22 protein-coding genes and 2 tRNA genes are annotated in these 24,528 nt (G+C 66.8%); 22 read left to right on the top strand and 2 right to left on the bottom strand.

The window, feature by feature from the left end; all coding sequences use genetic code 11:
* The first annotated feature begins 251 nt into the window (after window positions 1-251).
* From dnaN to ACFTWF_RS03245, 17 genes are all read left to right on the top strand, one after another.
* Complete coding sequence (dnaN, locus tag ACFTWF_RS03325; RefSeq protein ID WP_378459855.1) at window positions 252-1,436, top strand: DNA polymerase III subunit beta; 1,185 nt, start codon at window positions 252-254, stop codon at window positions 1,434-1,436.
* A gap of 55 nt (window positions 1,437-1,491) precedes the next feature.
* The gene (gene gnd / locus ACFTWF_RS03320) at window positions 1,492-2,409 is read left to right on the top strand and encodes a phosphogluconate dehydrogenase (NAD(+)-dependent, decarboxylating) (RefSeq protein ID WP_378460198.1); all 918 of its coding nucleotides are present in this window, start codon (window positions 1,492-1,494) and stop codon (window positions 2,407-2,409) included.
* The gene (recF, locus tag ACFTWF_RS03315; protein ID WP_378459854.1) at window positions 2,410-3,639 is read left to right on the top strand and encodes a DNA replication/repair protein RecF; all 1,230 of its coding nucleotides are present in this window, start codon (window positions 2,410-2,412) and stop codon (window positions 3,637-3,639) included.
* Window positions 3,629-4,192: a DUF721 family protein gene (locus tag ACFTWF_RS03310; RefSeq protein WP_378459853.1), complete on the top strand. Its 564-nt coding sequence runs from the start codon at window positions 3,629-3,631 to the stop codon at window positions 4,190-4,192. The genes recF and ACFTWF_RS03310 overlap by 11 nt, the downstream gene beginning before the upstream one ends.
* Before the next feature lie 126 nt (window positions 4,193-4,318).
* Window positions 4,319-5,233 (top strand): metal-dependent hydrolase, encoded by a 915-nt coding sequence (locus ACFTWF_RS03305; protein WP_378459852.1) that lies wholly within the window; start codon window positions 4,319-4,321, stop codon window positions 5,231-5,233.
* Window positions 5,230-6,348 (top strand): PDR/VanB family oxidoreductase, encoded by a 1,119-nt coding sequence (locus tag ACFTWF_RS03300; protein ID WP_378459851.1) that lies wholly within the window; start codon window positions 5,230-5,232, stop codon window positions 6,346-6,348. Before ACFTWF_RS03305 ends, ACFTWF_RS03300 begins: the two co-directional genes overlap by 4 nt.
* Window positions 6,349-6,390: 42 nt before the next feature.
* A complete protein-coding gene (locus tag ACFTWF_RS03295; protein WP_378459850.1) occupies window positions 6,391-7,329 on the top strand; it encodes an alpha/beta fold hydrolase in 939 nt (312 codons plus the stop codon).
* A gap of 197 nt (window positions 7,330-7,526) precedes the next feature.
* On the top strand, window positions 7,527-9,569 hold the full coding sequence (gene gyrB / locus ACFTWF_RS03290; protein WP_378459849.1) for a DNA topoisomerase (ATP-hydrolyzing) subunit B: 2,043 nt from the start codon (window positions 7,527-7,529) through the stop codon (window positions 9,567-9,569).
* Window positions 9,570-9,982: 413 nt separating this feature from the next.
* On the top strand, window positions 9,983-12,835 hold the full coding sequence (locus tag ACFTWF_RS03285; protein WP_378459848.1) for a sensor histidine kinase: 2,853 nt from the start codon (window positions 9,983-9,985) through the stop codon (window positions 12,833-12,835).
* Complete coding sequence (locus tag ACFTWF_RS03280) at window positions 12,832-13,248, top strand: roadblock/LC7 domain-containing protein (protein ID WP_005249096.1); 417 nt, start codon at window positions 12,832-12,834, stop codon at window positions 13,246-13,248. The genes ACFTWF_RS03285 and ACFTWF_RS03280 overlap by 4 nt, the downstream gene beginning before the upstream one ends.
* 7 nt (window positions 13,249-13,255) lie before the next feature.
* Complete coding sequence (locus ACFTWF_RS03275) at window positions 13,256-13,630, top strand: DUF742 domain-containing protein (protein ID WP_185726714.1); 375 nt, start codon at window positions 13,256-13,258, stop codon at window positions 13,628-13,630.
* A complete protein-coding gene (locus ACFTWF_RS03270; protein WP_185726715.1) occupies window positions 13,611-14,195 on the top strand; it encodes an ATP/GTP-binding protein in 585 nt (194 codons plus the stop codon). Before ACFTWF_RS03275 ends, ACFTWF_RS03270 begins: the two co-directional genes overlap by 20 nt.
* An 11-nt stretch (window positions 14,196-14,206) precedes the next feature.
* Window positions 14,207-15,049 (top strand): MHYT domain-containing protein, encoded by an 843-nt coding sequence (locus ACFTWF_RS03265; RefSeq protein WP_378459847.1) that lies wholly within the window; start codon window positions 14,207-14,209, stop codon window positions 15,047-15,049.
* A gap of 150 nt (window positions 15,050-15,199) precedes the next feature.
* Window positions 15,200-17,722 carry a DNA gyrase subunit A gene (gene gyrA / locus ACFTWF_RS03260; RefSeq protein ID WP_378459846.1) on the top strand — a complete coding sequence of 841 codons (2,523 nt, stop codon included), beginning with the start codon at window positions 15,200-15,202 and terminating at the stop codon, window positions 17,720-17,722.
* A complete protein-coding gene (locus tag ACFTWF_RS03255) occupies window positions 17,722-19,104 on the top strand; it encodes a DUF3566 domain-containing protein (protein ID WP_378459845.1) in 1,383 nt (460 codons plus the stop codon). Before gyrA ends, ACFTWF_RS03255 begins: the two co-directional genes overlap by 1 nt.
* Before the next feature lie 131 nt (window positions 19,105-19,235).
* Window positions 19,236-19,309: transfer RNA gene (locus ACFTWF_RS03250), tRNA-Ile, on the top strand.
* A 120-nt stretch (window positions 19,310-19,429) separates the two neighbouring features.
* Window positions 19,430-19,502: transfer RNA gene (locus ACFTWF_RS03245), tRNA-Ala, on the top strand.
* A gap of 81 nt (window positions 19,503-19,583) precedes the next feature.
* Here the strand turns inward: ACFTWF_RS03245 and ACFTWF_RS03240 are convergent.
* A complete protein-coding gene (locus tag ACFTWF_RS03240; RefSeq protein ID WP_378459844.1) occupies window positions 19,584-20,681 on the bottom strand; it encodes a tyrosine-type recombinase/integrase in 1,098 nt (365 codons plus the stop codon).
* Window positions 20,668-21,282 (bottom strand): hypothetical protein, encoded by a 615-nt coding sequence (locus tag ACFTWF_RS03235; protein ID WP_378459843.1) that lies wholly within the window; start codon window positions 21,280-21,282, stop codon window positions 20,668-20,670. The genes ACFTWF_RS03240 and ACFTWF_RS03235 overlap by 14 nt, the downstream gene beginning before the upstream one ends.
* Window positions 21,283-21,596: 314 nt before the next feature.
* Between ACFTWF_RS03235 and ACFTWF_RS03230 the strand changes: the two genes are divergently transcribed.
* From ACFTWF_RS03230 to ACFTWF_RS03210, 5 genes are all read left to right on the top strand, one after another.
* Window positions 21,597-21,845, top strand: coding sequence for a hypothetical protein (locus ACFTWF_RS03230; protein ID WP_378459842.1), 249 nt, complete (start codon window positions 21,597-21,599; stop codon window positions 21,843-21,845).
* Window positions 21,842-22,276 carry a hypothetical protein gene (locus ACFTWF_RS03225; protein ID WP_378459841.1) on the top strand — a complete coding sequence of 145 codons (435 nt, stop codon included), beginning with the start codon at window positions 21,842-21,844 and terminating at the stop codon, window positions 22,274-22,276. The genes ACFTWF_RS03230 and ACFTWF_RS03225 overlap by 4 nt, the downstream gene beginning before the upstream one ends.
* On the top strand, window positions 22,276-22,509 hold the full coding sequence (locus tag ACFTWF_RS03220) for a hypothetical protein (protein ID WP_378459840.1): 234 nt from the start codon (window positions 22,276-22,278) through the stop codon (window positions 22,507-22,509). The genes ACFTWF_RS03225 and ACFTWF_RS03220 overlap by 1 nt, the downstream gene beginning before the upstream one ends.
* A gap of 182 nt (window positions 22,510-22,691) precedes the next feature.
* The gene (locus ACFTWF_RS03215; RefSeq protein ID WP_378459839.1) at window positions 22,692-23,297 is read left to right on the top strand and encodes a DnaB-like helicase N-terminal domain-containing protein; all 606 of its coding nucleotides are present in this window, start codon (window positions 22,692-22,694) and stop codon (window positions 23,295-23,297) included.
* A gap of 119 nt (window positions 23,298-23,416) precedes the next feature.
* Window positions 23,417-24,409 (top strand): AAA family ATPase, encoded by a 993-nt coding sequence (locus ACFTWF_RS03210; RefSeq protein WP_378459838.1) that lies wholly within the window; start codon window positions 23,417-23,419, stop codon window positions 24,407-24,409.
* Window positions 24,410-24,528: the final 119 nt, after the last annotated feature.

The following is a 24,528-nucleotide window of genomic DNA, read 5'->3' as shown; positions in this document are numbered from 1 at the left end:
TTCGTCCACAGATTCCACAGGACCTAATAGTACTTCTCGTTAATTCTTATAGAAAACTCTTTGAAAACAGGGTTGGGGATCGCGTCGGTTCACAGGCCTCCGTCGGAGACTCGAGGACGGGACCATTCGGCTTTCAAGTTCGTCCTCGAGGGCATACGGTTATGCATCGCTGCTCTGTGAAAGACTGCAGTGCTGTGGTCACGGCCCGACCGTGGCGATCAACCGTGCCTACCGAGAGGAACAACCCGGCGATGGAGCTTGGAAGCCTGAAGTTTCGTGTCTCCCGGGAAGAATTCGCTGATTCAGTGGCATGGGTCGCTCGCAGTCTGCCGTCACGGCCTCCGGTGCCGGTTCTGGGCGGTGTCCTCCTGGACGCGACCGAGCAGGGATTGACGGTTTCCGGATTCGACTACGAGGTATCGGCGCAGGTCAGGGTCGCAGCCGAGGTCGGTAGCGCCGGTCAGGTACTGGTCTCGGGCAAGCTGCTCGCCGACATCACGAAGTCGCTCCCCAACAAGCCGGTCGACGTGACGCTCGAGGGCACCCGCGTCCTGATCACCTGTGGAAGCGCCAAGTTCTCGCTGCCCACGATGCCGGTCGAGGACTACCCCCAGCTTCCGCAGTTGCCGCAGCAGACCGGATCGATCCCTGCCGACCTGTTCTCCGAGGCGATCAGCCAGGTGGCCGTCGCGGCGGGCAAGGACGACACCCTCCCGATGCTCACGGGCATCCGTGTCGAGATCGAGCGCAACGCCATCGTCCTCGCGGCCACCGACCGGTTCCGGCTCGCGGTTCGCGAACTCGAGTGGTCGCCGGCGAACCCCGACACCACCGCGGCCGTCCTCATCCCCGCGAAGACGCTGTCCGAGTCCGCGAAAACACTTGCAGGAGATGCCACTTCGCCGGTCGAACTGGCTCTCGGTTCGGGTTCGTCGGTGGGCAACGACGGACTCCTCGGCATCGTCAACGACGGTCGCCGCACCACCACCCGCCTACTGGACGCCGAATTCCCGAAGTTCCGGCAACTGCTGCCGTCCGAGCACACGGCGCTGGCCACGGTGGAGATCGCGCCGCTCGTCGAGGCCATCAAGCGTGTGGCCCTCGTCGCCGAGCGTGGCGCGCAGGTCCGTCTGCAGTTCTCCACCGAGGGACTTCTCCTGTCCGCCGGTGGCGACGACGCCGGCCGTGCCGAGGAAGGCTTGAACGCGATGTTCCAGGGCGAGCCGCTCACCATCGCCTTCAACCCCGGCTACCTGATCGACGGACTGTCTTCGCTGCACAGCGAAAATGTGCTGTTCGGTTTCACGACCCCCAGCCGCCCGGCCGTGCTGCGTCCGGCCACCGAGGACGAGATCGAACCCGACGACTCCGGTAGCTTCGCGGCGCCGGAGAGCGCGTACACGTACCTGCTGATGCCGGTGCGTCTGCCGGGCTGAGTCTTCGCGACGGCGAAACCAGCACTGCCGAACGAAATCTCACGAGTGGACGGAGATCACGATGCAGATCGGGTTGGTCGGGCTCGGAAAGATGGGTTTCAACATGCGCGAGCGGTTGCGCGCGCACGGGCACGAGGTGGTCGGCTACGACCCTCGCCCCGAGGTCACGGATGTGGCCTCTCTGGCGGAGCTTGCGCAACGACTCGAGACCCCGCGGGTCGTGTGGGTGATGGTGCCGGCGGGAAAGATCACCCATGACACGGTCACCGAGCTGTCGTCGGTGCTCGAGACCGGCGACCTGGTGATCGACGGCGGCAACTCGAGATATACCGACGACAAGATTCACGGTGAACTGCTGGGCTCCCGCGGCATCGGCTACCTCGACTGCGGTGTGTCCGGCGGTATCTGGGGACTCGAGAACGGCTACGGGCTGATGGTCGGTGGGTCCGACGCGGACGTCGATCGCGCGCTGCCGATCTTCGACGCTCTGCGGCCCGAGGGTGAGCGGGCGGACGGATTCGCTCATGCCGGCCCGATCGGCGCAGGTCACTACGCGAAGATGATCCACAACGGCATCGAGTACGGGCTGATGCAGGCGTACGCCGAGGGCTACGAACTGCTCGAGGCCGAGGACCTCGTCACGGACGTCCACGCGGTGCTGCGGGCATGGTCCAAGGGCACGGTGGTGCGGTCATGGCTGCTGGACCTCCTCGTCAAGGCGCTGGGCGAAGATCCCGATTTCGCCGAGATCTCCGGGTACACAGACGATTCCGGTGAGGGTCGGTGGACGGTGCTCGAGGCGATCGACCACGCCGTGCCGGCACCGGTGATCTCGGCCGCGCTGTTCGCGCGGTTCGCGTCCCGTCAGGACGATTCGCCCGCGATGAAGGCCGTCTCGGCGCTGCGCAACCAGTTCGGTGGTCACGCCGTGAAGAAGGCTGCCGGCGAGGCAGAAGCCGGTTCTGGAACGTAGGTGTTCGTTCGCGCTCTCTCGCTCAGAGATTTTCGTTCCTGGGATGCTCTCGGTCTCGAGTTACGCCCGGGATGCACCGTCTTCGTCGGACCCAACGGTCACGGCAAGACGAACGTGCTCGAGGCGCTCGGCTATCTGTCCACCCTGTCGTCGCACCGGGTGAGTTCGGACGCTCCGCTGATCAGGTCGGGCACCGGTCAGGCGTTCGCGGGGGCCACCGTGGTCAACGCGGGGCGGGAACTGACCGTCGATCTCGAGTTGAACGACGGCAAATCGAACCGGGCGCGGATCAACCAGTCGCCCACCCGGCGGCCGCGGGAGATCCTGGGGATTCTGCAGACGGTGCTGTTCGCGCCGGAGGATCTGTCGCTCGTCCGCGGTGATCCCGGTGATCGCCGGCGCTATCTCGACGAACTCCTCACGTCCCGCATCCCGCGGATGGCGGCGGTGCGCGCCGATTACGACCGGGTGCTGCGCCAGCGGTCGGCGCTGCTCAAGACGGCGGGCGGCGCGCTGCGCCGGTCCGCCCGCGGCGGGCGGCCGAACGAGGACGGCGCGAGTGCCCTTGCCACACTGGAAGTCTGGGACGGACACCTCGCCGCGCACGGGGCGCAGCTGCTCGCCGGGCGTTTGGGTCTCGTCCACGATCTGGCCCCGCATCTGGCGGAGTCGTACCAGTCGCTGGCACCCGAGTCGCGGCCCGCGAGCATCCGGTACCGCTCGAGTCTCGGCTCCTCGCTGCCGCCGGACTTCACCGAGCCGGCGCGGGTGCCGGAGGCGGGTGACATCGCGTTTCTCGAGGAGCGGTTCCTGAACGAGCTGTCCGTGATGCGCTCCAAGGAGATCGAGCGGGGAGTGTGTCTCGTCGGACCGCATCGCGACGACCTCGAACTGCACCTCGGCGACACCCCGGCCAAGGGGTTCGCGAGTCACGGGGAGTCGTGGTCGTTCGCGCTGTCGCTGCGGCTGGCGGGATTCGCGTTGCTGCGTTCGGACGGCAGCGATCCGGTGCTCATGCTCGACGACGTGTTCGCCGAACTCGACCGCCGACGCCGCCGCGCGCTCGCGAAGGTGGCGTCGGACGCCGAACAGGTGCTGATCACGGCTGCCGTGCCGGAAGATGTTCCGGAGGAGCTCGACGCCGTCCGGTTCGGTGTGGAGGCCCGCGACACCGATCGTGGACGCATCTCGCGCATAGTGGAAGAGATGGAGGACCACCGTGACGGATGATTCGGAGTCGACGACACCCGCGGGCACACCCGAGCCCGAAGTGAAGGGCATCGATCTCGCCCGTCGTGCCCTCGAGGAGGCCCGCGCCGCGGCGAAGGCGAGCGGGAAATCCGTCGGGCAGGGCCGTCGGTCGGGTACCGGTGTCCGGGCGCTGCGCGCGCGTCGTCGTCGGGGCTGGTCCGGTCCCGGCCCGGACGACCGTGACCCCCAGCCGTTCGGTGCGCTGACCAGCGCACTCGCGAAGCAACGGGGCTGGTCTCCGAAGGTGTCGGAGGGCGCGGTGCTCGGGCGGTGGGTGCAGGTGGTCGGCGAGGACATCGCCGCGCACGCCGAACCGACCGGCCTGCGGGACGGGATCCTCAGCGTGTCCGCGGAGTCGACGGCGTGGGCGACACAGCTCCGGATGATGCAGTCGCAGATTCTCGCGAAGATCGCCGCGGCGGTCGGCGACGGGGTGGTGAAGTCGTTGCGGATCACCGGCCCGACCGCTCCGAGCTGGCGAAAAGGGGAACGACACATCCGTGGGCGCGGTCCCCGGGACACCTACGGATAGGCCGGAGCGGGCGTTCGGTCCCTAGTTTTGTCTATTACCCGGTGTTACAGTTACTCCGAGTTGTTCGAGTGAACTGTGCCACAACCCTTCGTCGTGGCGCAGCGGCCGGCACGAAGGAGTAATGAGATGTCCGCCCCGACTGCACCCCGGAACCGGAATGCGATCCCCGAACCCGAGCACATCCTGCTGCAGGCCAGGAACGTCGAGTTCGACTGGTCGAACCTCCCGATGCACTGGATCCCGGGCGACCCGTTCAGCACGCACGTCCTCAACGTCCTGCACCTTCTCCTGCCCGCGGGCGAGGAGTGGTTCGTCGACACGTTCAAAGAGGCCCTGCCGCTGATCGAGGACGAGCAACTCCGCGACGACGTCGTCGGCTTCATCGGGCAGGAGGCGATGCACTCCAACGCTCACACCGGGGTGCTGGTGCACCTGAAGGACAAGGGCCTCGACCCGACACCCTTCACCGAGCAGATGGAATGGACGTTCTCCAAGATCCTCGGTCCGCGGCCCCTCACCGGACTCCGTGAGAAGAACTACCTGATCGAGCGGCTGGCGGTCATCGCCGCCATCGAGCACATCACCGCGTTCCTCGGGGACTGGGTACTCAACGCCGACGGCCTCGACCGCGCCGGAATGCACCCGACGATGCTCGACCTGCTGCGCTGGCACGGCGCCGAGGAGGTGGAACACCGCTCCGTCGCCTACGACGTCATGCGGTACTTCGACAAGCGTGAGTCCCGGCGGATCCGCACCCAGGTGATCGTGACCCCGGTCATCGTGTGGCTGTGGGTGCGCGGCACCCGGTACCTCATGCGCAACGACCCCGAACTCGCCCAGTGGTCGGCGCACCGACGCAAACCGCACCTGACCGACTTCTTCGCGGCCGGGAAACGCGGCACCCTGCCGACCGCGCGCGAGCTCGCGAAGCGGATGTCCACGTACTTCACGCGCCGCTACCACCCGAGCAACGAGGGGTCGACGGCGCAGGCCGTGAAGTACCTGGCGTCCTCGCCTGCCGCCCAGGCGGCGGAACGGTGAAACTCTCACAGGTGCGGGAGGTCCTGACCGGGCAGGGGCTGCCCCGCTACGACGCTCCCCCGGACATCAAAGGGCGGCCGCGCCCGGATCGTGCCATGCGCATCACCGAGGCCGTCGCCGCCAAGTACCTCCGGGTCCTCACCGCGTACGACTACGACCCGGTGGTGGCCGGACACAACCCCGATGTCGCGATGACCCTGGTCGTCACCCACCGCGACGTCGTCGCATCGGACGAGAATGTCGTCCGGCTGCGGTTCGAGGCCGCGAACGGTACGGAACTGCCTGCGTGGCATCCGGGTTCGCACCTCGACTTCCATCTGCCGTCGGGGCTGCGACGGCAGTACTCCCTGTGCGGCGATCCGTCCGACCGCACGGGCTACAGCGTGGCCGTGCGGCGGATCCCGGACGGGGGCGGCGGATCCCTCGAGATGCATGCCCTCGAGCCCGGGACGTCGGTGACGGTTCGCGGCCCGCGCAACGGATTTCCGTTCGTGGGCGAGGGGAGCGCGCTGTTCGTCGCCGGTGGCATCGGCATCACCCCGATCCTGGCGATGGTCCGGGCGGCACGGGAACTGGGAATGGACTGGCAGTTCGTGTACTCCGGGCGGTCCCGGGAATCGATGCCCTTCCTCGAAGAGATCGAAACCTTCGATCAGTCAAGGGTTTTCATTCGACCGGATGACGAGTACGGACTTCCGGCCGCCGACGAGCTGCTGGAGCGTGCCGTGGCGGGCGGCGCCGTCTACTGCTGCGGGCCGACGCCGATGCTCGAGTCGGTACGCCGCGCATTCCCCGGAAGCCCGGCCACCGCATTGCATTTCGAACGATTCGGGGCGCCACCGGTACTCGACGGCACCGAGTTCGAGGTGCAGCTCGTGAGCACGGGCGAGGTGCTCACCGTGCCCGCCGACGAATCCGCCCTGACGACGATCCGGAAGACGATGCCCGGCGTCGGGTATTCGTGCCAGCAGGGGTTCTGCGGAACCTGCCGGGTGAAGGTGCTCTCCGGCACCCCGGACCACAGGGAGACGCGGCTCACCGACGCCGAGCAGGAGAACGAGATGCTGATCTGCGTGTCCCGCGCCGACAGCGGCCGTCTCGTGCTCGACCTGTAGTTCCCCTCGATTCCCGACACACCGAACGACCTGAGGACACCCATGACTCCCTCCACTTCCGGCACCGCCCGGCGGATCACCAACGGTTCCGTCGACCTCGCCGTCTTCGAGGACGGCAACCCGGCCGGCGAGACGATCGTGCTGGTGCACGGCTGGCCCGACACCCACGACCTGTGGAGCCGGGTGGTGCCGTTCCTGAGCGAGCGGTTCCGGGTGGTCCGCTACGACAGTCGCGGCGCAGGCCGGAGCACGGTTCCGGACCGGGTCGAGGACTACCGGCTGCCCGCGATGGCCGACGATCTGTTCGCGGTGATCGACGCCGTGAGCCCGGGCGAACCGGTGCACGTGCTCGCCCACGACTGGGGGTCGGTGGAGGCGTGGGAGGCGGTGTGCGAGCCGGGGGCCCGCACGCGGATCGCGTCGTTCACGTCGGTGTCCGGGCCCAACCTCGATCATCTCGGCAAGTGGATGCGCCGCCGCTTCGCGGACCGTAGTTTCGGTGGGCCGCTCGCCCAGGCGGTGGCGTCGGGATACACCATTCTGTTCCAGATCCCCGGCCTCGCGACACTGCCACTGCGGCTGTGGTTCTCCCGGCACTGGCCGGCGTTCCTGAAATTCTTCGACCGCCTCGACCCCGCGCTGGTGCGTCCGGCGCCGACGCTCGCGGACGACATGGTCAACGGCCTCAAGCTGTACCGCGCCAACATCCGGACGTGTCTGCGGAAGCCCCGCGACCGGTACACCGACGTTCCTGTCCAGCTGATCCTGAACCGGAACGACAAGGCGGTGCGGCCCGTCGGGTACGAGGACACCGAGAAGTGGGCGCCCGACCTGCGGCGGCGGGAGGTCGACGCCGGGCACTGGTCACCGATTTCCCACGCCGAGGACATCGCGCAACTCGCGGCGGAGTTCGTGCTGGACATCGAGGACCGGCGGGTGGCCGATCTCTCCGACGGCCCGCCCGAGAGCGCATCGGCCTAGGTTTTCACTCCCCAGGCGCCCTGAAAATTCGCCTACGGGGCGCTCAGGGGTGTCATAGCATGCTCCTGGGCCCGGCGTACCAGTAAGATGGCCGAGGTAACTAGCGGCAAGATTCCCGATTCTCGTCTCCCGCGTGCCCGACCAGGGCGGTGGGCGCCTGCGTCGGGCATTGGACGGAGAAGGAGAGCTACCCACCCGTGGCTGCCCAGAAGTCAGACAAAAGCACCTCCAGCAAGGACTACGGCGCTTCTTCCATCACCGTCCTCGAGGGACTCGAAGCCGTTCGTAAGCGACCGGGTATGTACATCGGTTCCACCGGTGAACGCGGTCTGCACCACCTGATCTGGGAAGTCGTCGACAACTCCGTCGACGAGGCCATGGCCGGATACGCCAGCAAGGTCGAGATCACGCTTCTCGAAGACGGTGGCGTCCAGGTTGTCGACGACGGTCGAGGCATCCCCGTCGGAATGCACGCCTCCGGTGTCCCCACCGTCGAGGTCGTCCTCACCCAGCTGCACGCCGGCGGCAAGTTCGACTCCGACTCCTACGCCGTGTCCGGCGGTCTGCACGGTGTCGGCATCTCCGTCGTCAACGCGCTGTCCACCCGGCTCGACGTCGACATCAAGCGCGACGGATTCCGCTGGACCCAGACGTACACCGACTCCAAGCCCGGTGAGCTCGTCAAGGGCGACGCCACCAAGGAGATGGGCACGACGGTCCGGTTCTGGGCCGATCCGAACATCTTCGAGACCACCACGTACAGCTTCGAGACGGTCGCGCGCCGACTCCAGGAAATGGCCTTCCTCAACAAGGGCCTGACGATCACCCTCACCGACGAGCGCGTCAGCGACGCCGAGGTCACCGAGGAGGTCGTCAGCCAGGTCGCGGACGCCCCCAAGACGGCCGAGGACGAGTCCGCCGCGGCGGATGCGCCGGCCGTGCACAAGGTGAAGACCCGCGTCTACCACTACCCGGGCGGCCTCGAGGACTACGTGCGGCACATCAACCGCACGAAGCAGCCGATCCACAACTCCGTCGTCGGTTTCACCGCGAAGGGCACCGGTCACGAACTCGAGATCGCGATGCAGTGGAACTCCGGCTACTCGGAGTCGGTCCACACGTTCGCGAACACGATCAACACCCACGAGGGCGGCACCCACGAAGAGGGCTTCCGTTCGGCTCTGACGGCGACGGTCAACAAGTACGCGCTCGACAAGAAGCTTCTCAAGGAGAAGGACCCGAAGCTCACCGGCGACGACATCCGTGAGGGTCTCGCTGCGATCATCTCCGTGAAGGTGGGTGAACCGCAGTTCGAGGGTCAGACGAAGACGAAGCTCGGCAACACCGAGGTCCGGTCGTTCGTCCAGAAGGCGAGCAACGAGCACCTGTCGCACTGGTTCGAGGCGAACCCGGCCGACGCGAAGACCATCGTGAACAAGGCCGTGTCGTCGGCCCAGGCACGCGTCGCCGCCCGCAAGGCCCGCGAACTGGTGCGCCGCAAGAGCGCCACCGATCTCGGCGGTCTGCCCGGCAAGCTCGCCGACTGCCGGTCCAACGACCCGAGCAAGTCCGAGATCTACATCGTGGAGGGCGACTCCGCAGGCGGCTCCGCGAAGTCCGGCCGCGACTCGATGTACCAGGCGATCCTGCCGCTGCGCGGAAAGATCATCAACGTCGAGAAGGCACGCATCGACCGTGTGCTGAAGAACACGGAAGTTCAGTCGATCATCACCGCGTTCGGCACGGGCATCCACGACGAATTCGACATCGCGAAGCTGCGGTACCACAAGATCGTGCTGATGGCCGACGCCGACGTCGACGGCCAGCACATCGCAACGCTGCTGCTCACGCTGCTGTTCCGGTTCATGCGGCCGCTGGTCGAGCACGGCCACGTGTACCTCGCGCAGCCGCCGCTGTACAAGCTGAAGTGGCAGCGCAGCGACCCGGAGTTCGCGTACTCCGACCGCGAGCGCGACGTCCTGGTCAAGGCCGGCCTCGAGTCGGGCAAGAAGATCAACAAGGACGACGGCATCCAGCGTTACAAAGGTCTCGGCGAGATGAACGCCAAGGAACTGTGGGAGACCACGATGGATCCGTCGGTGCGCGTCCTGCGTCTGGTGACGCTCGACGACGCCGCCGCGGCCGACGAACTGTTCAGCGTCCTCATGGGCGAGGACGTGGAGGCTCGGCGGAGTTTCATCACCCGCAACGCGAAGGATGTCCGCTTCCTGGACGTCTAGGTATCGGGCGCAAGAGAATACGGATTCGTGCAGCCACCGGTGGTCGGAAGACGCCGGTGGCTGTTCCCGTCTGCGGTGGATCCGCGGACCGGGGAGCCGGTGGATCCGTCCTCGACTGTGAACCGCGATTCTGTGTAGCCTGGTCGGCTGATCCACCCCCCGTCGGCGACGTATGGGATCAGTGGTGCGCATGTTACTGGAAAGTAAGGATCGGGGAATTTCTGTGGTAAGAACGTTCCCCATGGGGATGTGATGAACTCGTTACATTTCGACAACGGTGCGTCGGGCAGCGCGACTGATCGATCACTTTCCTCTGTCGACGCGTGTCGTCCCGGCCCGTACGTCTGCCGTGCCGTGGGCGTGGTCACGAGCACAGATCGGCGAGTTATGACTGGTTGGAAAGGAAGCGTGGGATGAGCGACGATTCGCCGCCCCGGGCAAAGTTCTGGGATATCGAGGGTTGGGGTCTGCGGTGGAAGGTCACCGCGGTCCTCGCAGTTCCCGTCACCGTCGCCATGGTGCTCGGTGGGCTCCGGGTTCAGGGCGAACTGAGCAACGCCGTCCACTTCACCGAGGCGGCCGACCAGATTGTCGTCGTCCCGGACATCGTGGCCCTCGAGGCCTCGATGGGAACGGTGACCAGTGGTTACGCCTCGGGCACTCTCACAAAGGACGACCGGGCGACCGCGGAATCCCTGATGGACGACGTGGCCGAACAGGCCCGCAACCCCGAACTGGATCCGGCCGTCGCCAGCTCCATCAACCAGACCGTCTCGGATGGCCGGGCCCTGCTGAACCTGATGGATTCGCCGGGTGTCGCCACCGACCTGCTCGCCGAACGCCAGCGCGCGTTCGCCGCGGACTTCATCCGCGAGGTCGACGACATCGTGCGCCCCATCGAGGACAGTGAGGTCGTCGACAAGGGCTACCAGCTGACCAACGCCTGGCAGGCGCAGCGCCGCCTGTTCGAGCAGGCGATGGGTCTCGTCATCGTGAAGGACGCCTACGCCGCTCCCGACGGACGGGAGAAGGCCCGGACGGGCAACATTCCCACGTCGGCCGTCGTCGCGGCCGCCGGTGCCGAGTCGAGCCTCCTCGACGTCCTCGACCGGTACTACCCGAAGGGCGATGCCCGCCTCGAGACCCTGAGAAACAACATCGCCGGCCGCAACGCCCTCATCGACCAGGGTCTGGCGGACGCGTCGCGCGGCGGGGTGCTGCCCATCCTGCAGCTGCGCTCATCGCTCATCGCGAGCCGTGACGTCTACCAGGAGCTCACCAGCGAGGCGGCGAAGGACATCGCGTCCACCGTGCAGGTCCGCGCGGCCGAGACCCGGTCCGCCGCGCTGCGTGACACGGCGATCGTCCTCGGCACGCTCCTCGCGGCGCTCGTTCTCGCGCTCCTCGTGTCCCGTTCGCTGATCGGCCCGATCCGTCGCCTGCGCTACGGCGCGCTGAAGGCCGCCCGCCGCGACCTCCCGGACGCGATCGAGCAGATCAAGGCCAGTGACGATCCGCGGGCACTGTCGTTCGAGCCGGTGGCCGTGCACTCCTCCGAGGAGATCGGCCAGCTCGCCCGCGCCGTGGACGACATCCACGGGCAGGCGCTCAAGCTCGCCGGTGAGCAGGCGCAACTCCGCCTGCAGATCAACGACATGTTCGAGACGCTCGCCCGGCGAAGCAAGTCGCTGGTGGACCAGCAGCTCGGCCTGATCGAGAATCTCGAGTTCGAGGAGAAGGACCCGAAGCGTCTCGAGAGCCTGTTCCGGCTCGACCATCTGGCCGCCCGTATGCGGCGGAACGGCGAGAACCTGCTGATTCTGGCCGGCACCCGCGTGCGTCGGTCGCAGGCGGCGCCGATCCCCCTCGGCGACGTGCTGCGTGCGGCAATCTCCGAGGTCGAGGACTACCAGCGCGTGCAGATGGGCGCCACCCCCGAGGGTGCGCTCAGTGGAACGGTCGTCACCGACGTCGTCCACCTGCTCGCCGAACTGGTCGACAACTCGCTGCGCGCCTCGCCGCCCGACACGGCGGTGACGTTCAGCTTCGCCCGCGCCGTGGACGGGGGAGTGCTGCTCGAGATCGCGGACCGCGGCATCGGTATCCCGGCCGACGACATGCGCGCCGTCAACGAGCGCCTGGCGTCGGGTGGCGAGGTCGGTCCCGAGACTGCGCGTCACATGGGTCTGTTCGTCGTGAGCCGGCTCGCGAAGCGGCACGGCCTGACCGTGCGCCTGCGGTCGACGTTCGACACCGCGCGCAACCCCGGCGTGACCGTCAGCATTCACATCCCGAACGCACTGATCGTCTCGCAGGCCGCCCGGCAGGACACGGGATCGCAGCGGAAGATCCCCGCGGCACCGGTTCGCACCGCCATCCCGGCGCCCGCGGCCCCCGCCCCGCGGAAGGACAACGGGCAGCAGGCGACCCGCAACGGGCTGCCGGTCCGCACCCCGTCCACGCCGCCCGCACCGAGCCCGGCTCCCGCGAGCGCGGTGACCACCGCCTCGGGCACCAGCCTGCCCCGACGGCAGCCCGGTGCCAGTGGCATCGCAGCAGGCGCGGGATCGCCGGCCGCCGCCCCGGCCGTGCAGTCCTCGGAGACCGTCACCGTCCGAGGCTCCGGAGCGATGCCGAAGCTGCCCGTGCGGCGACCGCAGGCGGCGACCCCGGACAAGGCATCGGACAAAGCTACGGACACGGCGCCGGCGGAATCGCGACCGCAGCACGCACCGCAGGCGCCGCGCAGCGAGAACCGCGCCGAGACGCGGACCGTGGCGCAGCCGGCGTCCCCGTCGCCGGACGGCGACGACCAGGCTCCGGTGCGGCACCGCTACCGCACGAACTCGGTGAAGACCGCCTCGTTCTTCCAGTCGCGGATCGACCCGCCACCATCCGAGGCGGCACCCCGCCCCGGCGGCGGCACCCCGATCTTCTCCGACATGGTGTCCGACTGGCTGACCGATCCGACCGGAGCCGAAGGCGCACCGGGTGTCTGGCACTCCGCCGCCGACGCCGGATGGTCCGCCGCAGAACGAATCAGCGAGACCCCGGTCGAGGTCGACCCCGAGATCGGTCTGCCGAAGCGGCGACCCGGCGACCGACTGGTTCCCGGCACCGTGGAAGGCGCGCACAATACGGGGACCCTGCGTCGCGTGCGTGATCCTGAGACAATTCGCGCCAATCTCAGTCGTCACCAGCAGGGCGTCCGAAACGGCAGGGCCACGAGGCTCGCGGAACGTAACAGCATTGAAGGAGACCGATGAACACCGCTCATGGATCCGACGTCACGCGCCCTCTCGACTGGTTGGTGTCGAACTTCGCCAGTGACGTCCCCGGTGTCTCCCACGCCGTGCTGGTATCCGCGGACGGTCTCCTGATGGCGGCCAGCGCCCACCTCCCGATCGACCGGGCCGAGCAACTCGCCGCGGTCACGTCCGGGCTGGCCAGCCTCTCGGCCGGCGTGTCCCGGTTGTTCGAAGGCGGCGGAGTGCTGCAGTCGGTCGTCGAGATGCAGCACGGGTACCTGCTGCTCATGAGCGTCGGCGACGGCTCCCACCTCGCGACGCTCACCGACGCCGAGTGCGACATCGGGCAGGTCGGCTACGAGATGGCGATCCTGGTCGACCGGGTCGGCGCCTCGGTGCAGGCCACGGCCCGCACCCCGCAGGGTCTCTGACCGGACCATGCCCATGGACGATCACCACTCGGAGCGGTCGGGCCCGAATATCGTGCGCCCGTACTCGCTCACGTCGGGCCGCACCCGGCCCGCGGTCGAGCTCGCGCTCGAGGCATTGATTCAGGCACTCCCGCAGTCGGTGGACCGGCAGTGGGAGCTCGACGACGTCAACGCCGCGATCGTCGCGTTGTGTCAGCAGTCGCCGTCGGTCGCCGAGATCGCCGCCCGAGTGGGTGTGCCGCTCGGAGTGGCACGCGTCCTGGTCGCCGACCTCGTCGAGTCCGGGCATCTGCAGATCCTGGCCACCCTGAAGGAAGACTCGACCGACTCCGAACGTCGTGAACTCATCGAAAGGGTCCTCAGTGGACTTCGCGAAATCTGATCCCCGCAATCGGGTGACCTCGACCAAGATCGTGATCGCCGGCGGGTTCGGCGTCGGCAAGACCACGCTGGTCGGTGCTGTCTCCGAGATCGTCCCGCTGCGCACCGAGGCGCTCGTCACCAACGCCAGCGACGGCGTCGACAACCTCGCTGCGACGCCGCAGAAAGGCACGACCACCGTCGCGATGGACTTCGGTCGCATCAGCCTGGCCGACGACCTGGTGCTGTACCTGTTCGGCACCCCCGGACAGCACCGGTTCTGGTTCATGTGGGACGACCTGATCCGCGGCGCGATCGGCGCGATCGTCCTGATCGACACCCGCCGGCTGGACGAGAGTTTCGCAGCGGTCGACTTCTTCGAGGCCCGGCAGTTGCCGTTCCTCGTCGCGATCAACGAATTCGACGACGCCCCCCGGTACCCCATCGAGGACATCCGCGCGGCCCTCGCGATCTCCGAGGACGTGCCGATCATCCCGATCGACGCGCGTGACCGGGAATCGGCGAAACGCGCTCTGGTGGCGATCACCGAATACGCACTGACCAGGCTCCACACGGCCGCGTACTGAGGATTTCGAACATGTCGGACGACTTGCAGCACTTCTCCATGGGCACCTGGATCGCCGCCCTCGCCGCGGTCACGGCGTTCATCGGCGTCTTCGTCGGTATCGCCGCCGCCCGCAAGGCGGTCACCGCACCGAACCCGCGGCAGCGGTATCTCTGGCTGGCGTGGGGCGCGTTGTCGATCGGCGGCATCGGCGCCTGGCTGCCGCACTACATCGCGATGGTCGGGTTCGAGGTGTACGGCAGCGTGGTGCGTTACGACGTCCTGTGGATCGTGATCTCGTTCGTGGTGCCCGTCGCGGCCGCCGCGGTGGCGTTGCTGATCGTCAGCCCGCCGCCGACCAAACACCGGAGGCCGAACTCGTCGACGGAGTTGGGCCGCCTCGCCGGCGGCGCGGTGCTCCTGGCCGTCGGGTTCGTCGGCATGCAGCTCGCGATCGTCGCTTCCCTGGAGATCCAGGGCTCGGTGGACTCCGACTTCCTGTACATCTCAGCCGCGGCGCTGATCGGCCTGCTGGTGGGCGCCGGGATCATGTGGTCGATCTCGGCCCTCGAATCCCGCACGCTCCGCCTGATCGCATCGGTGGTCGTGGCGGTCGGATTGGTCACCATGCACTACACAGGGGTGTTCGGGCTGAGCGCCGCCGTGGACCCGGCCGTGGCGCGCCCGGACGGACTCGAGGTGTTCTCGATCCTGTTCCCCGTCTTCGTGCTCGGCATGCTCGTGGTGACCATCCCCATCACGGCGCTGCTGATGGCCCCCGACCGCGTGGCCGCCGAACTCGAGCTCGAGGCCGACATGCTCGCGGCGGAATCGCTCGCCGCCGAATCCCGGGGCGGAGAGCTCGAACTCCGGTAATCGGGCGACTCTCGCGGCACCGATTCCTCGGCGCACCCGAGTCCTTCCGCCTCACAGCTGACCTGCACCTATAGACTCGGGTGGTTGCGCGACGTCGTGCAGGACCGCTCGTCCGCGAGGAGACGTCAAGCCGAGTAGAAGAAGGAGCTCATGACTGACACAACGTTGCCGCCGGAGGGACCGGGGCACGACCGCATCGAGCCCGTCGACATTCAGCAGGAGATGCAGAGCAGCTACATCGATTACGCGATGAGCGTGATCGTGGGTCGTGCACTGCCCGACGTGCGGGACGGCCTCAAGCCGGTGCACCGCCGTGTTCTGTACGCGATGTACGACAACGGGTACCGGCCCGACCGCGGTTATGTGAAGTCTGCGCGCCCGGTCGCCGAGACGATGGGTAACTACCACCCGCACGGTGACTCCTCGATCTACGACACCCTCGTCCGCATGGCCCAGCCGTGGTCGCTGCGGTACCCGCTCGTCGACGGTCAGGGCAACTTCGGTTCCCGCGGTAACGACGGCGCCGCCGCCATGCGGTACACCGAGTGCCGACTGACTCCGCTCGCCATGGAAATGCTCCGGGAGATCGACCACGAGACGGTCGATTTCACCCCGAACTACGACGGCCGTACACAGGAACCGTCAGTTCTCCCCAGCCGTATCCCCAACCTGTTGATCAATGGTTCCGGCGGCATCGCCGTCGGTATGGCCACCAACATCCCGCCGCACAACCTGGGTGAGGTCGCCGAGGCCATCTACTGGGCCCTCGACAACTGGGAAGCCGACGAGGAATCCACCCTCACCGCGGTCATGGAACGCGTGAAGGGTCCGGACTTCCCGACGCACGGCCTGATCGTCGGCGGTCAGGGCATCCACGACGCCTACACCACCGGCCGCGGTTCGGTCCGCATGCGCGGCGTCGTGGAGATCGAGGAGGACGCCAAGGGGCGCACCACGATCGTCATCACGGAACTGCCGTACCAGGTGAACCCCGACAACCTGATCACGTCCATCGCCGAGCAGGTGCGGGACGCGAAGATCGCCGGCATCTCCGACATCCACGACGAGTCCTCGGACCGTGCGGGCATGCGCATCGTCGTCACCGTCAAGCGTGACGCGGTCGCGAAGGTCGTGCTGAACAACCTGTACAAGCACACGCAGCTGCAGACCAGCTTCGGCTGCAACATGCTGTCCATCGTCGACGGCGTGCCGCGCACCCTGCGCCTCGACCAGATGATCCGGCTCTACGTAGCCCACCAGGTCGAGGTCATCCGCAGGCGCACCGAGTACCTGCTCCGCAAGGCCGAGGAACGCGCTCACATCCTGCGCGGACTGGTCAAGGCGCTCGACGCCCTCGACGACGTCATCGCCCTGATCCGGGCGTCGCAGACCGTCGACATCGCCCGCGCGGGCCTGATCGAGCTCCTCACGGTCGACGAGATCCAGGCCGACGCGATCCTGGCGATGCAGCTGCGCCGCCTCGCCGCCCTCGAGCGTCAGAAGATCATCGACGAACTCGCCGAGATCGAGCGTGAGATCGCCGACCTCAAGGACATCCTCGAGAAGCCGGAGCGTCAGCGCCGGATCGTCCGCGACGAGCTGAAGGAAATCGTCGACAAGCACGGCGACGACCGCCGCACGCGCATCGTCGCGGCCGACGGTGATGTGGCCGACGAGGATCTGATCGCGCGCGAGGACGTCGTCGTCACGATCACCGAGACGGGCTACGCCAAGCGCACCAAGACCGACCTGTACCGCTCGCAGAAGCGCGGCGGCAAGGGTGTGCAGGGTGCCGGGCTGAAGCAGGACGACATCGTGTCGCACTTCTTCGTCAGCTCCACGCACGACTGGCTGCTGTTCTTCACGACGAAGGGCCGCGTGTACCGGGCCAAGGCATACGAGCTGCCGGAAGCGAGCCGCACGGCGCGCGGGCAGCACGTGGCCAACCTGCTCGCGTTCCAGCCCGACGAGCGCATCCAGGGTGTCATCCAGATCAAGACGTACGCGGACGCGCCCTACCTCGTTCTCGCCACCCGCAACGGCTTGGTGAAGAAGTCGAAGCTCACCGACTTCGATTCGAACCGCAGCGGCGGCATCGTCGCGATCAATCTGCGCGGCGAGGACGAACTGGTGGGCGCGGTGCTCTGCTCCTCCGACGACGACCTGCTGCTCGTCTCCGCGCAGGGACAGTCGATCCGGTTCTCCGCCACCGACGAGGCACTGCGTCCGATGGGGCGCGCCACGTCCGGCGTGCAGGGCATGCGATTCAACGGCGACGACGAACTGCTGTCGCTGAACGTGGTGCGCGAAGGGACCTACCTGCTGGTGGCGACGTCGGGCGGCTACTCGAAGCGCACCGGCATGGAGGACTACCCGGTCCAGGGACGCGGCGGAAAGGGTGTACTCACGATTCAATACGACAAGAAACGTGGCACCCTGGTCGGAGCGCTCATCGTGAACGACGACGACGAGCTCTACGCGATCACGTCTGGCGGTGGCGTCATCCGCACCGCCGCCAGGCAGGTCCGCAAGGCCGGTCGCCAGACCAAGGGCGTTCGTTTGATGAACCTCGGGGAAGGCGACAACCTGCTCGCGATCGCGCGCAATGCCGACGAACCGGACGAGACCGACGACAACGCCGAGAGCAGCGGCAAAGGAGCTAAGGAGTCCTAGTGAGCACTCCCAACCAGCCAGGCAGTGACCGGCCGAATCCGGGTTCCGCCGGGTCGACGACCGACAAGCAGGCCACCCGCACCCCGGAGAACGGGTCTGCGCGACCGAACCCGCAGCAGGGTTCGGCGCCGCAGGGGCCGCAGGCGTCCACCGGTCGTGGCCCCGCTCCGGTAGGGCCGGCTGCCCGGCCGGGCAGTGCTCCCGACGCGAGACCGGCCGATCCGGCCCGGTCGCCGTCGACGCCCCAGCACCAGGGTCCGCGCACGCAGACCCCTCAGGGCCGGCCGGTGCCGCCCCCGCAGCAGGGGCACGCTCCGACTCCACACACCCCCGGGCACCAGGGCCCGCCGCAGCAGGCTCCCGGTAACCGGGCGCCCGCGGGTGGTGCGCCCACCGAGTCCGTCCGGGGAAATCAGGCACCGCCGTGGCAGCGGGGAATGCAGCGGGAGCCGCAGACCAACCTGAAGCGGCCGCTGCAGGGCGGGGCCAAGCAGGGCCCGCGCACGGAGGGTCAGCCGAACCCGGCGGCCGCCGCGGGCACCGCCGCCGCGGCGGGTGCTGCCGGTGCTGCCGCGGCGAAGGCCGCAGGCGGTCCGGACGTCCAGACACCGCAGACGGCGCCCACGCAGAAGTCGCCGGCCCAGGGAAACCAGGGCCAGCGGCCGCAGGGTGCACCGAGCGCCGGTGCCCCCACCCAGGCCGTCCCCACGCAGAAGTCGCCCGCACAGAAGCCGGTGAACGGTCAGGCCGCGCCCAAGCAGGAGCCGCGGACCCGCCCGTCCTCGACGGCCGCCACGGCCGCTGTCGGTGCGGTGTCCGGCGCGGCTGCGGCCGGTGCCGTGACGCAGCGCGAGTCGGCCAAGGCCAAGGCGTCCGCGATCGACGGACCCACCCGGCACATCAGCCGGGACGTGCTCCCCAAGGACATGCCGGACCTCTCCGAGGCCAAGCATCCACTGCCGGGGGCGGCGGCGACGGGTCAGCAGCCCAAAGTCGCGGTGGCCCCGCAGCGGGTCGAGGAGGGCGAGGCGCTCCGCGCGACGGTGCAGGTCCGCAAGATCGACCCGTGGTCGACGCTGAAGATCTCGTCCGTCATCTCGGTGTCGCTGTTCTTCGTGTGGATGGTGGCCGTCGGCCTGCTGTACGTCGTCCTGGACGGGATGGGCGTCTGGGACAGGCTGAACAACGCCTTCACCGACATCGTCGCCGAGTCGAGCTCTGACGGCCTCGTGACGGCCGGGCAGGTCTTCGGCTACGCCGCCGTCATCGGACTCGCGAACATGGTGTTGTTCACCGCGCTCGCGACGATCGGCGCGTTCATCTACAACCTGTGTTCCGACCTCGTCGGCGGCGTCGAAGTGACGCTCGCGGACCGGGACTGAGCGCGGAAAAGCACGATGGCTGAGCTGGGAAAAGAGCGTCTCGCCGGACCGGTTTTGGTACTTGCCGGTCCGGTGGGGTAATCTTCCGACTCGGTTCAGGGAACTGTGTTAGGCGAGTTTCCAGACTTCAGGGGCCTATAGCTCAGGCGGTTAGAGCGCTTCGCTGATAACGAAGAGGTCGGAGGTTCAAGTCCTCCTAGGCCCACTCCTGGTGCTGGTGAAAGGTCATTCGCATGAAGGTCCTCCTGTTCGTAGGAGCCGGAGTGCTGGTGGCGATCGGACTGACCAAGTTGCTGCGTGGCAATGAGGTGTGGCACGAGGTAACGGGGCCTTAGCTCAGTTGGTAGAGCGCTGCCTTTGCAAGGCAGATGTCAGGAGTTCGAATCTCCTAGGCTCCACAAGTTAGATGGCAGGTCAGAGCCACTTTCTCGGAAACGGGAAGGTGGCTCTTTTGCTGTGCTGCCCACATTTTGCCCACATCACCCGACAACTCGGAGTGATCTCAGCTCACCTCGCGCCAGCTTGTCGAGCTGATCGCCGACCATCCCGAGGTCGTCGTCGAACAGGTGGCCGTACCGGTCGAGCGTCAGTGCGGCCGAGGAGTGGCCCAGCATCCTCTGGAGCGTCTTGATGTTGGCCCCTGCGGTGATCGCCAGCGACGCGCACGTATGGCGCAGCTCGTGCGGTGTGAGCCCCTTCGGCGCCGTCGACGTCTCCACGGCCGTGTTCCACCAGCGACGCCTGACGTTGTTCGCCCGCATCGGGCCGCCGCGCGAGTCCGGGAACACGAGAGCATCGGGGCTCATTCCGTCGAGACGCTTCTCGAGGAGCTCACAGAGGAACCGTGGGATGGGTACGTCGCGACCCTTGTTCGATTTCGTCGAGGAGAACACGAGCTTGCTGTCGACCACGGTCACCGAGCGGTGGATCCTGAGCCGCTGGCGGTCGAGGTCGACGTCGTAGGCCTGGAGGGCCGCGGCCTCGCCGAAGCGCGGTCCGCAGTAGGCCAGCGTGTAGCAGAGCACCCCGTGCGCGCCGGCCGCCGTCGCGAGTGAGTCCACCTGCTGAACGGTGAGGTACCGCATTTCGTTGTGCTCAATCGTGGGTAGGTCGAGGCCGGCCGCTGGGTTGGCCACGATCCGCGAGTCCGCGACCGCCTGGTCGAGCACCTGGTGCAGGACGCCGACGTTCTTGCGCACCGTCGCGGCCGAGCTCGTCTCGCACATGCCCGTGACCCAGCTCCGCAGCTTCTCGCGAGTGAGGTCCGACAGGGGAGTGGACTTAAATGCGGGCAGGACGTGAACATCGAGGGCGGAGCGGTACCGCGAGCGCGTCGACTCAGACAGGTTGACCTTGTCGGCCATCCATTTCTCGGCGCATTCACCGAACGCGACACGCCCGGCCGATGGAGGAATATACGAGCCCGTCAGCTTCTCGACTTCCACCGTCGCGGCGAAGTCTTGCGCGGCCCGCTTGGTGGTGAAGCCGCGCTTGTCTGTCTGCTTCCGGTCGGGTGTCCGATAGCGCACTCGGTAGCGTTTGCCGGCCTTCGTGTCGTAGGACTCAATCGTTGCCACGAGGGCTCCTCTCGATAGCGGTGGCGATTTCACTGGTGAGCTGACGCGTGACGATTCCTCGGCGTTGAGCGTTGGCCTCCGGTCCCGCTCGGCGGTCTCGTTCTTCGGCAAGCGATCGACCCCACAGCTGTTCCGCATGCCGCCCGAGATCTTCAATCGAGATGTTGAGGCCTTTCGCGGCGCGCTCTTCTGCGAGGCCGGCTTCCGGACGCGGAGCCCTATGGCGTTGGTAATGCGCGAGGGCATCCATGTACTGGGCGCCGTCGAACGCCCGTCGTTCGCCGGTGAGCCATGCCGCAAGGGCTGCTGTGGTGACGATCCATTCGGGAGTTAGCTCAATGGGTTGTTCCGACTGAATCAAGTCGACGATTCCGACGTCGACCCCAGTCGCATCGGTCAGAGCGAGCGTGAGTGCGAACAACGTCGGGACGGTTGGGGAGACACGTCCCTTTTCCAGATCGGTGACGCGGCCTGTGTTCCAGCTCAATCCTGCTCTCTTCGCGTTCTTCGCAACTGCCTCCATCGGGAGCGAGCCGCGCAGACGCCGTGCGTTGCGGCCGATGACGACAGCGAGAGGGACAGGTTCGGACTCCGAAGTCATGTGGCGACAGTACTTCAAAAAACGAGACTTGACATCATCTGGGCTCACCTGTAGTTATTTAGTCAGCACTCGGAATTACGAGATTTGAGAATGGAGATCCGATGCCGGACACGAAAGTTTCTCCGCTCGCGACACCGCAAGAAGTCGCGGCACACATGAAAACCACCACGGATTGCCTCGCCCAGCATCGGTACAGGGGCACCGGGATCCCGTTTGTGAAGCTCGGTCGGCGCGTGCTGTACCGGTGGGAGGACGTCGAGCAGTACGTCGAGTCGAACTTGATGACACGCACGGACACTCGGTCGGTTTAGCGCATGCCTCGCCGGGAGCCTGCCGCCTATGTCGCGGCCCGAGAGAACGCGCAACGCATCCGTCGAGTCCGCCGCACATTGTTCGATCTGGGATTTCGGCTCGTCCGCACCAATCACCACGAAGACGTCGTCGGGAAATACACCACGAGCCAGCGGTACCGAATCACCACACACGACGGGACCGCGGTCGCCATCGAAGAAATGGATGCCGCCCAGCTTGAGCAGTGGACCGAATGCAGGAGCAACGCGTGACCACCAAACGCGCGAACGCCGCCAGTCACGGAGTTGCCGCTCCGAATGTGACTGCCGGCGCCCAGTGCCCCACCCTCACCAGAAAGCAGGACAACCTCATGAAGAACGTACCCGAAGCCACCGACAACTGGAACACCAAGGGTGAACTCCGGTCTCGCCGCGCGAATTGGAGCAACGACACCACGCGACTTCAAGGCGCCTTCACTCAGGCGGTAGCCGACGTGATCGACGAGGCGCACCTCCCGATCGACCAGCTCGCGCCACGCGCAGGTATGCCCGTCGTGCTGCTGCAACGCAAGCTCGCGGGCACAGAGGCAAAGGGCTTCGATCTGGAGGACATCGTTCGCATCAGCGACGCCGTTGGAGTTCATCCTTTCGCCGTCTTCGAACGGGCAGCCGTCCTCGAAGCAGAAGCGCTGGAGGCTGCCTGATGTACGTCACCTTGGATGCCCTGGTCACGGATGCGCCAACCGTTCGCGACGTACCCGACAACAGAGGAATTCGTCTCGTCCTGGGCATGACCGGGCACGTTTCAATTTCGTACGCGGAAGCGGAGAACCTCATCATCGACATCGCAGCGGTGCTCGGACGGGAGGCCACACTCCGCCTCATCGGCCGGCTGCAGGGCGTGGCACGGCAGTCGGGGTCGGAGGGATCCGAATGAACCTGACCGAGTGCGCACTCGCGATGACCCTGCTCGTCGAGAACGTCGCCCTGATCTGCATCGGACTTCGGTTGTTCGACGACACCCCGCGGTAGGCGTGGGGCGCAATACCGCGCTGCTGGCTGTGGGCCGGGCGGACAGAAGGAAGCTGCTGGTGGCCTCGGGCCCGGCTTCAACGAAGCGTGGAGATCAACGTGACAAGAACGACGAAAACGCCGGTCCGAGCTACGAACTCGGACCGGCGCGGGATGACTGGGCTGGTAGTCGCCACCGATTCTACCCGCGACACCGACCCTTCTGATGAAAGTCGCCAGGCCACAACAACCCTCGACATCGGGCACAGGACGATCGGGGCGCTCATGTCCGCCCCGGCCGCCGAGGTGGCGAAAATCCTTGAGTACATCGCAGACACCGATCTTGACGACCCATACCTGCGTGAGCTGCTGGAAACGATCCGAACCCTCGCACTGGAGGGCAAAGGCACCGATGGGGCGCTCGTGGGCGCCGAGCTTCACCGCACCGGGAAGTTCGCCGACGTTGGCCACGAGCGGCTCATCAAGCGACTCATCGACACAATCACCGCAGGCGCGAACCCATTCGCGCTCAGGCAATATGCTGCCGCACTCGTCGCCGAGTCCTACCGGCTGAGCTTCGCGTTGCTCGGTGAAACGCTCACCGAATTCTCGCGCTCTCAGCCTGAGGCAGCCCTGCTGCCATACCTGGTTGATGCCGGCACCCGACTACGAGCCCACTCCAATCGCCTCGCCGCACTACGAGGTGACGAGTGAACATACCGAGCGGAACGGCAACGCGGTTCGCTGATCCCTACGACCAAATCCCGCCTCCAATCGAAGACCGGAACGCTGACTTGCCGCAGCGTATCCACCTCCGCGAACGACTCCTGAGCGTGTCCGACCTGAGCGCAATGCAGCCCGTTCAACCGCTCGTCGACGGACTGCTCTACCGCGACACCCTCGCCCAGATCTCCGGTGCGCCCGGGTCGTACAAGTCCTTCGTAACCCTGGGCATGGCCTGCTCTGTCGCCATCGGACAGAGCTGGGAAGGGCATCACGTGCCGACCGCGGGCCCCGTCGTCTACTGCGCCGCGGAGGGCGCGACTGGCCTACGCCCACGCATTCTCGCCTGGTGTGAGATGACCGGCGTCGACCCGGCCGCGCTCGACGGGATGCTGCACGTCCTCCCAATCGGCGTGCAGCTCGGCAGCATCGTCGACGTATCTGATGCTGTCGACATCGTCCAGGAGCTCGGCGCCGTCCTCCTCGTCCTCGACACCCGAGCGAGGTGCACGCTCGGACTCGAGGAGAACTCCGCAACTGAGCAAGGGAAGGCGATCAGTGCAATCGAACGGATCCAGGACGCTGCCCAGTGCACCGTCCTTGCCGTGCACCACTCGGCGAAGGGCGGAACCGGCGGCCGCGGGTCGAGCGCATGGGACGGAGCCGTCTGGTCGGACCTACGGGTGTCAAGCGAGGGGCGGCTGTGCACCATCCATTGCGGGAAGCACAAGGACGTCGAGGACGGGTGCAACCACGAGTTCAAGATGGTCGCCCACACCGTCTCGGAGGCGCTCATGCCCGGGTGTTCCGAGACCCAGCGATCCTCGCTCGTTGCGGTCCAAATGGACATGCGGAAAAACGATCTGGATTCCGCACCGTCTGTTCGTCAAGTCGCGGAAATTGTGCGGAAAACGGACAGCCCAGAAGGGCTCACCCGTACGCAGATAGTGGACCTCTGCACGGATGCTGGAATCGGGAAGACTGCGGCCTATTCGGCCGTGAAGGCCCTGATCACGCGGGGCGAGTTGGTGAACGTGGGTACAGAGAAGCGCGCCCGATATGTGTCGCAGACCCCCCACATTCCGGAGGGGCAGGCGTCATGACCGCATGCAATTTCCGGACTCTCTCCGCGTGGTTTCCGCGTGGTTTCCATTTTCCTTCCGCATTCCGCCCCCTTATAGGGGCGGAAGCGGAAAAAGGACCGGAAATCTCGTCCGGACCC

The sequence above is a fragment of the Rhodococcus sp. NPDC056960 genome, from assembly GCF_042674125.1.
GTDB lineage: Bacteria > Actinomycetota > Actinomycetes > Mycobacteriales > Mycobacteriaceae > Rhodococcus_F.
This window is presented reverse-complemented; position numbering and strand designations above follow the sequence as displayed.